The organism is Paenibacillus sp. TY11, from assembly GCF_059772165.1.
This window is the reverse complement of record NZ_JCBAIQ010000003.1, coordinates 322,929-336,887: the sequence shown is the minus strand read 5'-3', so window position 1 is coordinate 336,887 and position 13,959 is coordinate 322,929. Positions and strand designations below refer to the sequence as shown.

Annotated in this window: 13 protein-coding genes; all 13 read left to right on the top strand. The window is 52.8% G+C overall.

The window, feature by feature from the left end:
- The first annotated feature begins 18 nt into the window (after positions 1-18).
- The 13 genes from AC6EJC_RS05735 (at position 19) to AC6EJC_RS05675 (ending at position 13,922) form a co-directional block, all read left to right on the top strand.
- Positions 19-924: a carbohydrate ABC transporter permease gene (locus tag AC6EJC_RS05735; RefSeq protein WP_444953135.1), complete on the top strand. Its 906-nt coding sequence runs from the start codon at positions 19-21 to the stop codon at positions 922-924.
- Positions 921-1,847, top strand: coding sequence for a carbohydrate ABC transporter permease (locus AC6EJC_RS05730; RefSeq protein WP_444953134.1), 927 nt, complete (start codon positions 921-923; stop codon positions 1,845-1,847). Before AC6EJC_RS05735 ends, AC6EJC_RS05730 begins: the two co-directional genes overlap by 4 nt.
- 27 nt (positions 1,848-1,874) lie before the next feature.
- Entirely contained in the window at positions 1,875-2,003 is a 129-nt protein-coding gene (locus AC6EJC_RS05725) for a hypothetical protein (RefSeq protein WP_444953133.1), read from the top strand.
- Positions 2,004-2,099: 96 nt separating this feature from the next.
- Positions 2,100-3,206, top strand: coding sequence for a M24 family metallopeptidase (locus AC6EJC_RS05720; protein WP_444953179.1), 1,107 nt, complete (start codon positions 2,100-2,102; stop codon positions 3,204-3,206).
- An 85-nt stretch (positions 3,207-3,291) separates the two neighbouring features.
- Positions 3,292-4,815: an Ig domain-containing protein gene (locus AC6EJC_RS05715; protein ID WP_444953132.1), complete on the top strand. Its 1,524-nt coding sequence runs from the start codon at positions 3,292-3,294 to the stop codon at positions 4,813-4,815.
- A gap of 136 nt (positions 4,816-4,951) precedes the next feature.
- Positions 4,952-6,160: an NAD(P)/FAD-dependent oxidoreductase gene (locus AC6EJC_RS05710; RefSeq protein ID WP_444953131.1), complete on the top strand. Its 1,209-nt coding sequence runs from the start codon at positions 4,952-4,954 to the stop codon at positions 6,158-6,160.
- On the top strand, positions 6,157-7,158 hold the full coding sequence (locus AC6EJC_RS05705; protein WP_444953130.1) for a proline racemase family protein: 1,002 nt from the start codon (positions 6,157-6,159) through the stop codon (positions 7,156-7,158). The genes AC6EJC_RS05710 and AC6EJC_RS05705 overlap by 4 nt, the downstream gene beginning before the upstream one ends.
- Positions 7,159-7,338: 180 nt before the next feature.
- Positions 7,339-8,226: a dihydrodipicolinate synthase family protein gene (locus AC6EJC_RS05700; protein ID WP_444953129.1), complete on the top strand. Its 888-nt coding sequence runs from the start codon at positions 7,339-7,341 to the stop codon at positions 8,224-8,226.
- A gap of 15 nt (positions 8,227-8,241) precedes the next feature.
- A complete protein-coding gene (locus tag AC6EJC_RS05695) occupies positions 8,242-9,678 on the top strand; it encodes an aldehyde dehydrogenase family protein (RefSeq protein WP_444953128.1) in 1,437 nt (478 codons plus the stop codon).
- Positions 9,671-9,982, top strand: coding sequence for a (2Fe-2S)-binding protein (locus tag AC6EJC_RS05690; protein WP_444953127.1), 312 nt, complete (start codon positions 9,671-9,673; stop codon positions 9,980-9,982). The genes AC6EJC_RS05695 and AC6EJC_RS05690 overlap by 8 nt, the downstream gene beginning before the upstream one ends.
- Complete coding sequence (locus AC6EJC_RS05685; RefSeq protein WP_444953126.1) at positions 9,979-10,314, top strand: (2Fe-2S)-binding protein; 336 nt, start codon at positions 9,979-9,981, stop codon at positions 10,312-10,314. The genes AC6EJC_RS05690 and AC6EJC_RS05685 overlap by 4 nt, the downstream gene beginning before the upstream one ends.
- On the top strand, positions 10,311-11,534 hold the full coding sequence (locus tag AC6EJC_RS05680) for an NAD(P)/FAD-dependent oxidoreductase (protein ID WP_444953125.1): 1,224 nt from the start codon (positions 10,311-10,313) through the stop codon (positions 11,532-11,534). The genes AC6EJC_RS05685 and AC6EJC_RS05680 overlap by 4 nt, the downstream gene beginning before the upstream one ends.
- A gap of 63 nt (positions 11,535-11,597) precedes the next feature.
- Positions 11,598-13,922 carry a glycoside hydrolase family 127 protein gene (locus AC6EJC_RS05675; RefSeq protein ID WP_444953124.1) on the top strand — a complete coding sequence of 775 codons (2,325 nt, stop codon included), beginning with the start codon at positions 11,598-11,600 and terminating at the stop codon, positions 13,920-13,922.
- Positions 13,923-13,959: the final 37 nt, after the last annotated feature.

Here is a 13,959-nt window from a genome sequence, read left to right as displayed (position 1 = left end):
GCGAAAGGAGGACGGCCCATGAAGCGACCAAAATCAGGAATGATGCGCATGGAGCGAAACTGGGGTCTGCTATTCGCGCTTCCTGCCATCCTGGGATTAATGATATTTACGATTGGACCGATCGCGGCCTCGTTCGTATTCAGCTTAACCGATTGGACGATTGGTGGACAGATGACCTTTATTGGATTGGATAATTACCGAACCATTTTGACCGAGGATGCTACCTTTTCCCAATCTATGTTCGTGACCACGTATTATGCACTGGGCAGCGTGCCTCTCGGCTTGGCGGCGGCTTTTATCATTGCGATGTTATTAAATCAAAAGGTAAAGGGTTTGTCGGTGTTCCGCACGATTTATTATTTACCTACCATTGTACCGAGTATTGCCAACACGATGCTGTGGCTGTGGATGTTCAACCCGGATTTTGGTCTGTTAAATTCGCTGCTGGAGAGCGTTGGACTGCCGGGGAGCAAATGGATTTATGACGAGAGCACTGCAATACCCTCGCTGATCATGATGAGCACCTGGGGGATCGGGAACACGGTCATTATCTTTTTGGCGGGACTTCAGTCGGTTCCCACCCATCTGTATGAAGCAGCTGAGGTGGATGGCGGGAATAGGTGGCATAAATTTTTCCACATTACCATTCCTTCGATGACACCGACCATTTTCTTCAATCTGGTGATGTCTTTGATCAGTACCTTTCAGGCATTCAATCAGGCGTATGTCATGACCAACGGGGGACCTAACAACTCAACCCTGTTTTATGTGTTCTACTTGTGGCGTACGGCCTTTACGGAGACTAAAATCGGCTACGCCTCAGCGCTGGCCTGGATTTTATTTTTCGTCATCATGGTGCTAACTGTCCTGATTTTCTCCACGTCCAAAAAGTGGGTTCACTATGAAGGGGGGGAACGTTCATGAACCAGGCCACTTCTTCTGTCAATCCTTCAGAAACACCGCAACATCCGCTGCCACAGCCTGAACGCTCCCGCAGTCCTGCTACCGCCACCCGTGCCAAGCCATTCCAAATGAGCCGTGTTGTACTGTATATCGTTTTAATTATAGGCAGTGTTTTAATGCTGTTGCCATTTGTATGGCTCATTCGTAGCTCTCTGATGGGGACATCCCAAATTTTCGTGTTCCCGCCAGAGTGGATACCCTCTCCTTTTCAATGGAGCAATTACCCGGAAGCGCTGACTTCGGTACCGTTCGGCAGGTATTTTATGAATACGTTCATCATTGAGGTGTGTGTGCTGGCAGGAGTGATGCTGACTTCAATTATATCGGCGTTTACCTTTGCCCGCCTGCGCTGGCCTGGACGTAATCTGATCTTTTCCCTGCTAATCGGGTCGATGATGCTACCTTATGCGGTGACGCTGATTCCCACTTTCGTCATGTGGCGTGAGCTGGGCGGGCTGAATACATTTCTGCCGCTGATTGTTCCTGCATGGTTCGGTGGAGGGGCGTTTAACATCTTCTTGATGCGACAATTCATGCTGACGATCCCACGCGATCTGGACGAAGCAGCTTATATGGACGGAGGCACACCTCTAACGGTACTATGGCGTGTCATTATTCCTTTATCTTCGCCCGCACTGATCGTGATCGGGATATTTACTTTTATTGATGTGTGGAACGATTTTTTGGGTCCGATTATTTATTTGAGTGACGAAAAGCATTTTACATTAGCGCTGGGGCTAGCGACCTTTCGGGGGCTGAATAATACGAACTGGCCTTACCTGATGGCAGCTTCCAGCACGATTTTGGCTCCGATCGTCCTGATATTTTTTATCGGACAACGCTATTTTATTGAAGGCATCACATTGACAGGGATCAAAGGCTAAAAGGAAGGCAGGAGCGCACGGATACACTTGAAAAAAGAGCAGGAGGAGTGGGCGCAGGACTTACGGGAAAGCGGCAGCGAGAAGAGCATACATGTGTTCAAAAGCAAGTGGAGTGTGTGTTCTAAGGCATATGCCTTGAAAAGAAATGTGGAATAAGGAGGCGTACGAGTGAAAGAGGAAGGCATTCAAAATGCGAAAGTTTCGGGAAGCAAAGCTACGCAAAAGGAAGATCAGGAGGCGGCGGCTGTAGCTTTGGATAAACCCATCGGTTCGGCAAAACCGTTACAGGGTGTTCCGGGCAGACTGGCCCGATTACGCTCGGAATTCCCGGCTCTAGGGATAGATGCACTGCTTATTACACATGGACCCAATCGACGTTATATGACCGGATTTACAGGCTCGGCTGGAATCGCGCTTGTTACGAAGGAAGAGGCTTTTTTGGTGACGGATTTCCGCTATATGATGCAGGCAACAGATCAGGCAGTGGAATATTCAGTGATTCGGCATGAGGCGCAAATCTTCCAAACCGTCGCTGATCTCACAAGTAAATTGGGTGTCCACAGGCTAGGTTTGGAGAGCCGTCATGTCTCACTTCAACAGTCGGGACAGCTTCAAGCCGCGCTAGGCTCATTGGAGTACGTGCAAATGGAGGATGTAATTGAACGGTTGCGCGCTGTGAAGGACGAAGAAGAGATTCGGACCATAAGTGAGGCAACGCGTATTACGGATGCCGCCTTCACGGAGGTGCTAAATTATATTCAGCCTGGGGTTACAGAGCGGCGGATTGCGGCAGAGCTGGAATACCAGCTCCGGCTCGGAGGCGCGGAATCGGGTGGTTTTGCATTCATTGTCGCTTCAGGTGAGCGCTCGGCGCTGCCGCACGGACTGGCTAGTGACAAGAAAATTGGTCAGAATGAGTTCGTCACGATGGATTTTGGCGCAAATGTGCGTGGTTATCTGTCGGATATCACGCGTACCGTATTCGTGGGCCAGCCCTCAAAACGACATGAGGAATTGTATGCCATTGTACTGGAAGCGAATATGAAGACGATTGCAGGACTTCGTCCCGGACTAAGTGGTCGGGAGGGGGACAGTCTGGGACGGGATGTGATTGCCTCCTATGGCTATGGGGAGCAGTTTGGTCACGGGCTGGGTCACAGCTTTGGTCTCGAGATTCATGAGCAGGTAAGGCTGTCCCGCGAAAGTAAGTCGGTGCTCGTACCGGGTCATGTCATTACCGTGGAACCGGGCATTTATATTCCAGGCTTCGGCGGGGTTCGTATTGAGGATGATGTGTTAATCACGAATGACGGTGTACAGGTACTGACTTCCTCACCGAAGGAGCTGCTTTTATTGTAAGGATACTTTTTACTTTAATATTGTAACTTTCCAGTTCGATTTATCTGGTCTGCAAGTCATCCGAAAAACGATATGGAGGGATCGAATGAACACGCAAAAAAGACATGCGAAAATATGGCTAACCGCGCTGGCGGTTTCTCTCATCGTTGCTTTGACACCAGCTATTCCGAGTCAACAGGCTTATGCCGAGCCGGAATCAGATGCAAAAGTTATCGACATCTTTAGCCGATCGGTAAACGATTACGGTATAGAACTGGTTGATTGGCAAGGGTATCTGGCGAATCCGTATGTAAAGTTAAAGGTAAAGCCGCCTGCGGACGCTGCTTTTCCAGTGACGGTTACGCTGAATGCGCAGGGCACGTCCCGGCTGATGATGGATTTGCCAAGTACGTTGTCGGCGCAAGGAGCAAGCAAAACGCTGACTTTTGCCAGTGCGCAGGAGGAAAAAGATTTCCGGCTGGCCATCCATCCTGACCGGATTGGAGGAAACGGTGAAATAGAGAACTATACGCTGTCTATGTCCATTGCCGGAAATGATGGTCACACGACTACTCAGTCCATTCCGATTCGCGTGTTGGATCAGGACGATAATAAAGAGCCCACAGTCCCGCTCCATTTTGACTATAGATTCGATACGATCATGCCTTATTTCAATGATGCGGCTACCAAAAAAGCTGCAGAGCTGGCGGTAAAGGACTGGTTCTATTTCTTTGATCTGGCTCCTTTCGATGAGGTTCCTGCCAACGCGGAGGTAAACCATCTGCCGGGAGACGACTGGCAAAATGAAATACAGGTGACGAATGACAAACCCTACAAAGGCATGTGGGTGTTTATGAGAGGGCTGAACGGGCCCTATTCTACGGGCTTTCCGGCCGCTAACGGCAATTATCATACACGTAACGGCGTGACCGTCCCGGGGAACTTAAACCGTTCGTATAGTCTGATTCTGGATTTCTATGATGATGCGATTCCATTCACATCCGTGGACGATGAAGAATGGTATCAATCCGATCTGTCCAAGGTGACGGATGTGCATGGGTTGATCATGCATGAATTCGGTCATGCGATTGTGTTCAGCGACACGTTCCCGGGCGTGAAGGCGCTGAAGGAAGCGGCGGGCAATGACCCGGATATTATGGCTTATCAGCACAGACCGGCTGCATTGGACGACAGTTATCATCTCTCCGGGGAGCTTGCAGAGGTCGACAGACTGAGTGGACAAAATGGAGGCTGGCGCCATCTGTTCCCGACCCGGCGCTGGATGAACACGAAGCTCTCGCTGCTGGTAGCAGAAAAAGCAGGCTGGCCGCTGCGTAAAGACCTGACTCTTTTCCTCGCGCCAGAAATCATGACGAAGGAATTGCCAGCACCCGTTAAAGGGAAGGCGTACACGGCCAAGCTGGAGGCCAAGGGAGGCGTACCGTTTTACGATTGGACGGTAACGCGTGGTCAGCTGCCCGCAGGCTTCAAACTGGATCGCTTCACAGGAACGATCAGCGGCACGGCAGACAGCGAAGCAGCGAACAAGACGTATACGTTCACCATACAGCTACGGGATTATGACGAGCTGAGCAAGCCTGTGACACAAAGCTTTACGCTCAAGTTGTAACTGGAAGCCCAGCGCGGCTGCCCCAAATTTTTTGACTGAACTTACTTTGACTGAACTTACCATAGTAGACATTTGGGGCAGAGCGACCTGATTGTTTTTGCATTCAGGTTGAAACGGTCGAAAGGAGGGGAAACGAATGAAACACGATGCGGTGGATCTGGTCATTGTAGGCGGCGGGATCATCGGTGCAGCCATCGCTTATTATGCGGCAAAGTCGGGTTTAAAGGTGGTGCTGGCTGAGCGGGGGGAGATTGCTGGAGGCACTTCGTCCCGTTGTGATGGAAATATTTTAGCCATCGACAAGGAGCCGGGATTCGACAGTCGAATGTCGCTGTTATCGCAGGAGCTGGTGGCAGAGCTGGCTAGAGAACTGGAGGATGAATTTGAGTACCGTGCGCCGGGCAGCATTTTGGTCTGTGAAAATGATCAGGAGATGCAGGCGGCAGAGCAGTGGGTAACCCGGCAGCAGCAGGAAGGACTTCCGTTTCGCATGCTGGATCAGCAGGATTTGCGAGAGGAATGGCCGCATTTGGCAAAAGATTTGCCGGGCGGGCTGGAGTGTGCGACAGATTCCACCGTGAATCCGGTGTTAATGACGTATGCACTGGCCGGGGCTGCGCGTCGGATGGGAGCGAGGCTATTGCCACGCACGCCGATACAGTCTGTCCTCAAGGACGAAGGGGGAAACGTCCGCGGGGTGGAGACGCTGGGCGGTGTGATTCATGCAGGGGCAGTGGTATTGGCGGCAGGTGTGTGGACACGCAGCATCGGTCATTCACTCGGTTTGAACCTTCCGATCATGCCGCGCAAAGGACATATATTGGTGTCTGCCCGAATGCCCTCTATTGGGAACCGAAAGGTGATGGAGTTCGGGTACCTGATGAGCAAGTTCGGTGGACAGCGGAGTGTGGAAGACGTTTATGAAAAATACGGTGTAGCGCTGGTATTCGAGCCAACCGCATCACAAAACATTCTGATCGGCAGCAGCCGTCAGTTTGTCGGTATGGATATGGGGGTCGACCAGCAGGTGATCAGATTAATTGCCCGCAGGGCGATTCGCTTTTTTCCAGTTCTGGCAAACGTGCCGCTGATGAGGGCATATACCGGCCTGCGTCCATGGACACCTGATCATTTGCCGATTGTATCAGCCGTGGATGAAGTACCGGGACTGTTTATCGCTTCTGGGCATGAAGGGGATGGCATTAGCCTTGCGGCGGTTACGGGAAAGCTGGTGACCGAAATGGTACGAGGCGAACCCACTTGCATTCCGGTGGAGCCGCTGCGATATGACCGATTTGGAGAGGCTTTTACCAGCCACGAGGTTCATGGGGAGGTAACCGGATGAGTGTACCGGGCAGAATTACTACAATTGATACCCATACGGGAGGAAATCCGACGCGGACGGTCATTCACGGCGCGCCTAAGCTGGTAGGTCATACGATGCTGGAAAAAATGACTTATATGGCAGCGCATCATGATGATTTTCGCCGTCTGCTGATGTTCGAGCCGCGAGGGCATGAGGTGATGTCGGGCTGTATTTTAACAGAACCGTGTCACCCAGATGCTGATATCGGTGTGGTCTTTATAGAGACCGGTGGCTATTTACCGATGTGCGGTCACGATACGATTGGAGTATGCACGGCGCTAATGGAAGGCGGACTGATTGCTGCGGATAAAAAATCTATATTGCTGGACACTCCGGCAGGCCCGGTTCAAGTGCGGCTGGATGTGGATGCTGGCAAGGTGCGACAAGTAACGTTCACGAACATCCCTTCCTTTGTGTATCGCCGTGAGGTGGAGGTGGATGTAGAGGACATCGGTCAAGTCAGGCTAGATATTGCGTATGGAGGTAACTTCTACGGCATTGTAGAGGCGGCTTCCATCGGTCTTGCACTAGAGCAGAGCAATGGGGCAAAGATTGTACGAACAGCGGTGCAGATTCGGGAGGCAGTGAATGCTGTTGTTGAGGTAGTACATCCTGAAAATCCGGTTATTCAAGGATTGACGCATATTGAATTTTACGGGGAGCCTGTGGCTTCACAGGCCGATTGCCGCAATGTCGTCGTCATTCCACCGGGAGGTATCGACCGTTCCCCTTGTGGTACAGGAACCTCGGCCAAGGTAGCGGTGCTGCACGCCAAGGGAAAGCTGGGCTTGCATGAGGCGTTTGTGCATGAAAGCATCACAGGCTCCATGTTCCGGGCTGAAATCGTGGGCGAGACGCAGATAGGTCCTTATCCGGCAGTCATTCCACAAATTACAGGTTCGGCTTGGGTGACGGGACATCATCAATTTGTGCTGGACCCCGAGGACCCGCTTAAAGAAGGTTTTTTGCTGATGTGAGCTTTTTACATCATTCCCAAGCGTGGCTTTCCATCAGCAATATATAGAGAGAAACGGTTTAGTTCGTCTATAATATTTCATTTTTGAGCGTTGGGAATCGAATGAAGCAAAATTCTTCTGATGTAGTTGTTGCCGTTGGAGATGGTATAAAAAAGGGTTTAGGAAAGGGTTGGTGAGCATATGGCACGTTTTGAAGGTGTATATGTGGCCTTGGTTACACCGTTCACGACAGAGCTGGAGGTCGACCACAAGCGTCTGACCGAGCTGTGCGAGCATCTGATTGCAAACGGTATTAGCGGACTGGTTCCTACGGGATCGCTGGGAGAATATGCGGCTCTGTCTCCAGAAGAGCGGTCGCAGGTTGTGCATACAGTAATTGATGCTGCCGCGGGGCGTGTTCCGGTCGTTGTCGGCTCGGCGGCTCCATCCACCAAGCAAGCGGTGCATTGGGTTCAGCATGCGAAGGATGCCGGGGCAGCGGGTGTCATGGCACTGCCGCCCATTAATTACAACCCACTTCCCCACGAGGTAACGGCACATTATGAAGCGTTATCGGAGGTGGGCTTGCCGATCATTGCGTATAACAACCCCCATGATTACAAGGTTGATCTGACTCCGGATATTCTTGCGGACTTGTCGCAAATTGAAAATATCGTAGCAGTCAAGGAATTTTCCGGTGATGTACGACGTATTCACGCTATTTTGGACCAGACAGAGCTGGAGGTCATGGTTGGGGTGGATAATCTGGCTATGGAGGGAGCGTTGTTCGGCGCGACAGGCTGGATTTCGGGGGTACCGAATGCGCTGCCCAAGGAAGGGGTAGAGCTGTTCCGGCTAGCACAGGCGGGCAATATGGCGGAAGCTTCCGCTTTATACCGCAGACTGTTACCGTTATTTCACTACGATGCCAGCCCGCAGTTGGTACAGTCCATTAAATATATGATGGAGCTGGCTGGATTTCCGGTCGGTTCGACACGTCCGCCCAGACTTGCGCTGCCGCAGGCGGATTATGACGGCATTCGCGAAGCCTTTGAGGTGGCGGTTCGTCCGAGCGGGGTTTCATTCTAAATGGAGGTGAAGACGATGGAGAGCCGAAATTGGATCGGCGGTGAGTGGCTGAGCCCTTCCGGCGAAGAAATGGTCGTTCGCAATCCTTCGGCCTTGAAGGAGGAGGTGGGAGTCGTCCATTTTTCAGATACGGGCGATATTACACAGGCCGGGGATGCGGCACGGCTGGCTCAGGCGGGATGGGTCGCGTTAAGTCCCGCAGCACGGGGAGCTTATTTGTTCAAAGCAGCCGGGTTACTGGAGGCAACTTTACCTGAATTGGCTGAGCTGGCTAGCCGTGAGATGGGAAAGCCGATTACCGAGATGCGCGGAGAGGTCATGCGCGGTGTCCATCTGCTCCGATACTATGCGGCAGAGGGCGTACGTTCCATCGGTACAGTCATTCCTTCGAATGAGCCGGGAGTGCTGCAATATACGAAGCGCATTCCGCTGGGTGTAACGGCTGTTATTACGCCATGGAATTTTCCGGTAGCCATTCCGCTGTGGAAAATCGCGCCTGCACTCCTGTGCGGAAACACGGTCATCTGGAAGCCTGCCGAACATGCTTCATTAACCGCAGTACGGGTCGCCGAGCTATTCGAGGCGGTACAGCTTCCGCCCGGGGTACTGAACCTCGTCATTGGGCAGGGTAGCCGTATTGGCGATGCCTTACTGGAGCATCCGGTACTGGATGCGGTCAGCTTCACGGGTTCTACCGCCACAGGTTTGGGCATTGCGGAGCGATGCGCGCGCCGTAACATCAAGTACCAGACCGAAATGGGCGGTAAAAATGCCGCCGTTGTGCTGAAGGACGCGGATGTGGCGCAGGCGGTAGCGATGATTGCCAGCGGTGCCTTTCGGTCAGCCGGGCAAAAATGTACGGCCACCAGCCGGGTGATCGTCGAGCGGTCTGTTTATGAGACGTTCACGGAAGCCTTACGCCAAGCGGTGGAAAAAATACAGATCGCCCCTGCGCTCGACCCCGGTGCGTATCTTGGACCTGTGGCATCCATAGGTCAGTACGAGAAGGTCATGTCCTATGTTTCGATGGCCCGCCGGGAAGCTGACATTTTGGCCGAAGGCGGAGCCGCCACCGGGACAGATAACGGGTATTATGTGCGTCCACTGGTGGCAACTGGACTGGATTCGTCCCATCCGTTGATTCAGGAGGAGATTTTTGGACCCGTGATTGGTGTCGTGCAGGCGGACGACTTCGAGGATGCGATTCGACTGTGCAATGATTCTATTTACGGGTTAAGCGCCTCGCTGTTCACCCGCAATTTGCAGCTCGCTCATCGTTTTCTGGATGAAGCGAACGCCGGAATGGTACGGGTTAATCAGGAGACGGCCGGTGTTGAATACCAGGCTCCGTTTGGCGGTCTCAAGCAATCCAGCTCACATACCCGGGAACAGGGCCAGGCGGCGCTGGATTTTTATTCCGCGATTAAAACCTGCGCGATCAGCTATGAGTAAGCGGGCGACGGGACGAAGTGAGACGGTTGGCGCGTCAGGTCATTTGCTCGTATGTCGCTGTGAAGAAGTGAGTATCGCACAGATGGAACAGGCCTGCCGCATGGGAGTGGGCACGGTGCGCCAGCTTAAAATGGCTACGCGAGTGACAATGGGAGCATGTCAGGGCAGGGTATGCCGACAATTGGTGGAATCGTGGTTTTACAATCAGTATCCTGCTGCCCGCCGGGAGGCGGAGCTGTTATCGCAAAGACCCCCGGTACGTCCCGTAACGTTCGGTCAGCTGGCAGAGGGAGGTTCCCTATGAGCCGCGCGCGTATTGTGAATCATCCTATTTTGGGACCGAAGCCGGAGCGACGGCAGGTATCTTTCATTTTTGACGGTCGTCCCATGCAGGGATTGGCTGGAGAACCGTTGGCGGCAGCGCTGCTGGCCAGCGGGGTCCGTATGCTGAGAAGACATGAGGAATCCGGCACGGCCAGGGGCGTATATTGCGCCATTGGGCATTGTAATGAATGCCGCCTGACGGTCCACCCGCTCGGCACCGTCCGTTCCTGCCTGACCAAGCTGGAGGAAGGTATGGTGGTGGAAACTGGACGGCAGCTTTCGAATGAAATCACAGGGAGAATTGTGACATGAATAAAATGGCGCATCTCATCGTCATTGGCGCAGGTCCCGCCGGGTTGTCCGCAGCGGCATCGGCTGCTGAGCAAGGATTGCCAGTCACGGTATTGGATGAGTTTACGGAACCGGGTGGACGTATGCCCGGGCAATATCATGAAGAAGGCGGTAAAGGCTGGTGGGTTGGAAAACACGTTTCGGATGAGCTAATTACCCGTTGCGGGGAGCTTGGGGTGGACATTCGCTGCGGCGTTTCCGTACATGGTATGGAATATACGACAACGTGGGAAATTTCCACCTCCTGTGGATTGTTCACTGCGGATTACGTACTGCTGGCGACTGGAGCCGCCGAAATCCCCGTCCCACTGGACGGCTGGACGTTGCCGGGCGTGATGTCTATCGGGGCCGCCCAGGTGATGACCAACGTTCATTACGTCAAGCCGGGAGAGCGCGGCATCATTGTAGGCATGAACGTATTGTCCATGGCGATTGCCCGCGAGCTGTCCGTCGCCGGGGTGAAGGTGGCGGCGATTACACTACCGTGCGCTAATCCGCTGGCTGGCGCGGCAGCAGATCCGACAGCCTCCGCGAAGCTGCTGCTTCAGCTGTCGGGGCTGGCCCCTGCCGCCTGGATGCGTGCAGGCGGCAGGCTGGCAGCGGCGATGCGGATGGAGAAACTCATCGCGCGCTGCTATCCCCACAGAGGCTTCCGTCTGTGGGATATCCCGATCCGTTTGCGGACGGCAGTGCTGTCCGTCAACGGGCAGGACCGGGTCGAATCCGTGACCCTGGTCCACGTTAAACCGGACGGCTCACCTATTCCCGGCAGCGAGCGCGTCGAACCCGCCGACTTTGTAGCGCTAAGCGGCGGCTTGTATCCGCTCGCCGAGCTGGCGGCGGTAGCCGGGTGCAAATTCGTGTACAGCCCTGAGCTGGGCGGGCATGTTCCACTGCATGGTGAGCGAATGGAAACCTCGCTCAAAGGGCTGTACGTTGCCGGAAATATTACCGGCATCGAAAGCGGGCTGGTCGCGGTGGCTCAAGGGCGATTAGCCGCCGCATCAATACTCCATGCCGCTGGACTCGGCGGAGCAGGCGGGGAGCAGCGGGTACAGGAGGCGATCCGTGAGGTCCATTTTACACGGAAGAATGCGCTGATTCAGTTTCATCCCGGCATTACAGAGGCGAGAACACAGCTGTACCAGCAGTGGGGGCAAATAACTGGCAGCGGCGTGTAACGGTTCGCTGTACTAGAAATGCGCTTTTTTCATCCCAAATTCGCCTTAAAGGAGGAACGGAATATGACTCTTAAAGCAAAAGCCCATATGAAAGCAAGACCGTTCGCACTGAACGAGGTGGTCTTGGCTGAAGGTCCCTTCAAACAGGCGATGGAGCTGAACCGATCTTATCTGTTGGAGCTTCAACCTGACCGCCTGCTGGCGCGTTTTCGGGAATATGCCGGACTCACGCCCAAAGCACCTCAATATGAAGGCTGGGAAGCCATGACTATTTCTGGTCATACACTGGGACATTATTTGTCCGCTTGCTCCATGATGTATGCTTCTACGGGCGATGATCGCTTTAAAGAAATCGCACACTACATTACGGATGAACTGGACGTTTGCCAAGAGGCGCATGGTGATGGATATGTATCTGGTATCCCGGGGGGAAAGGAACTTTTTGAAGAGGTGTCTGCCGGAAATATTCGTTCGAAGGGGTTTGACCTGAACGGTGCCTGGGCTCCCTTGTATACACTGCACAAATTATTCGCTGGTCTGCGTGATGCGTACCATTTGACAGGCTGTGACAAGGCATTAGGTGTAGAGCGCAAGCTGGCTGACTGGCTCGAAGGAATTTTGAAGCCGATGAGCGATGAGCAGATGCAGCAGATGATGTTCTGCGAATATGGAGGCATGAATGAGGTATTGGCGGACTTGTATGCGGATACCGGGGAAGAGCGCTACTTGCGGCTGGCTGAGTGCTTCTGGCACAAGCTGGTGCTGGACCCGCTTAGCTCGCAGGAGGATTGCTTACAGGGCATTCACGCCAATACGCAGATTCCGAAGCTGATCGGGCTTGCCAAGGAATATGAGCTGACTAATGATACGAAACGCCGGGCAACGGTGGAATTTTTTTGGGAGCGGGTGGTGGATCATCATTCGTATGTCATTGGCGGTAATAGCTTTGGAGAATATTTTGGAGCGCCGGATGGTTTAAATGATCGCATCGGGCCGCATACGACGGAGACATGCAACACCTATAACATGCTTAAGCTGACTAATCATCTGTTTCAATGGAATGTTTCCGCCAAGGAAGCGGACTTTTATGAGCGAGGTCTATTCAATCATATTTTGGCCTCGCAGGACCCTGTTCACGGGGGCGTAACGTATTTTCTATCGCTGGCGATGGGCGGGCACAAGCATTTTGAAAGCAAATTTGATGATTTTACGTGCTGTGTTGGTACAGGGATGGAAAACCATGCGAGCTACGGCAGCGGTATTTATTTTCACGATCACGATAAGCTATATGTCAATCAGTTCATCGCTTCCACGCTGGAATGGAAGGACACAGGCGTTACGCTAAAACAAACCACATCCTATCCAGATACGGATCATACGACGCTCGAAATTCAATGTGATCAACCTGCCCCATTTATGCTGCTCATTCGCTATCCATATTGGGCTGAAAAAGGGATCACCATCCGTGTAAATGGCAACGAACAGTCGGTCGTATCCGAGCCGGGCAGCTTTGTCTCTATCGCCAGAACGTGGATTGATGGTGATGTCGTAGAGGTGAAGATTCCGATGTCGCTGAGACTGGAGCAGATGCCGGATAACCCGGGTCGGGCGGCTGTCATGTATGGACCGCTGGTGCTGGCAGGCGACCTGGGGCCCTTAGAAGATCCTAAAGCCAAGGATTTCCTGTACACACCAGTATTCATCCCCCAAACGGAAGAGCTGGATGCCTGGATACAGCCCGTGGAGGGTAAGACGAATACGTTCCACACCTTGAATGCAGGACATCCCCGGGATGTGGAATTATCTCCTCTTTATAAAATGCATGACCGTACTTATTCGGTATACTGGGACATTTTTACGAAGGAAGCGTGGCAGGAGGCGGAAAAGGAATACACAGCGGCACGCGAAAAGCTGGCCATTCTGGAGCAGTGCACGATTGACTTTGCCCAACCTGGAGAAATGCAGCCGGAGCGGGATCATAACTTCCAGGGAGATGCTTCGACTCGCACCGGATATGTGAATAACCGACCTTACCGGAATGCGGGAATTGACGGCTGGTTCTCTTTGGATTTGAATACGGACCCGGATGTTCCGATGCTACTGGTGATCACCTACACGGCTACGCTGGAAATGCCAAACTGCGGTTTTGATATTTTGATTAACGGTCATCCGCTTGAGCATTTTAGTGAAGGTTTTGATGAGGCCGACAAGTTTTACAACATAAATGCCGCTATTCCGGCTGCATATCTCGAAGGTAAGGATAGAGCGACAGTGACCTTCAAGGCCAAGCCGGGACAGCGTATCCGCAGACTGTTTGGGCTGAGGATGGTCAACAAGGACGTGTATGAGCAACTCTATCAAGCTGGAAGTTCAGGTATACATGAATGATCTTTGGAATGTTTCGTCAGAAAAAAGTAACGTTTGA

Bases quoted from the DNA above. Each gene is read 5' to 3' on its own strand.
- AC6EJC_RS05735 (WP_444953135.1), top strand. From the start codon at position 19: ATGAAGCGACCAAAATCAGGAATGATGCGCATGGAGCGAAACTGGGGT.
- AC6EJC_RS05730 (WP_444953134.1), top strand. From the start codon at position 921: ATGAACCAGGCCACTTCTTCTGTCAATCCTTCAGAAACACCGCAACAT.
- AC6EJC_RS05715 (WP_444953132.1), top strand. From the start codon at position 3,292: ATGAACACGCAAAAAAGACATGCGAAAATATGGCTAACCGCGCTGGCG.
- AC6EJC_RS05710 (WP_444953131.1), top strand. From the start codon at position 4,952: ATGAAACACGATGCGGTGGATCTGGTCATTGTAGGCGGCGGGATCATC.
- AC6EJC_RS05705 (WP_444953130.1), top strand. From the start codon at position 6,157: ATGAGTGTACCGGGCAGAATTACTACAATTGATACCCATACGGGAGGA.
- AC6EJC_RS05700 (WP_444953129.1), top strand. From the start codon at position 7,339: ATGGCACGTTTTGAAGGTGTATATGTGGCCTTGGTTACACCGTTCACG.
- AC6EJC_RS05695 (WP_444953128.1), top strand. From the start codon at position 8,242: ATGGAGAGCCGAAATTGGATCGGCGGTGAGTGGCTGAGCCCTTCCGGC.
- AC6EJC_RS05690 (WP_444953127.1), top strand. From the start codon at position 9,671: ATGAGTAAGCGGGCGACGGGACGAAGTGAGACGGTTGGCGCGTCAGGT.
- AC6EJC_RS05685 (WP_444953126.1), top strand. From the start codon at position 9,979: ATGAGCCGCGCGCGTATTGTGAATCATCCTATTTTGGGACCGAAGCCG.
- AC6EJC_RS05680 (WP_444953125.1), top strand. From the start codon at position 10,311: ATGAATAAAATGGCGCATCTCATCGTCATTGGCGCAGGTCCCGCCGGG.
- AC6EJC_RS05675 (WP_444953124.1), top strand. From the start codon at position 11,598: ATGACTCTTAAAGCAAAAGCCCATATGAAAGCAAGACCGTTCGCACTG.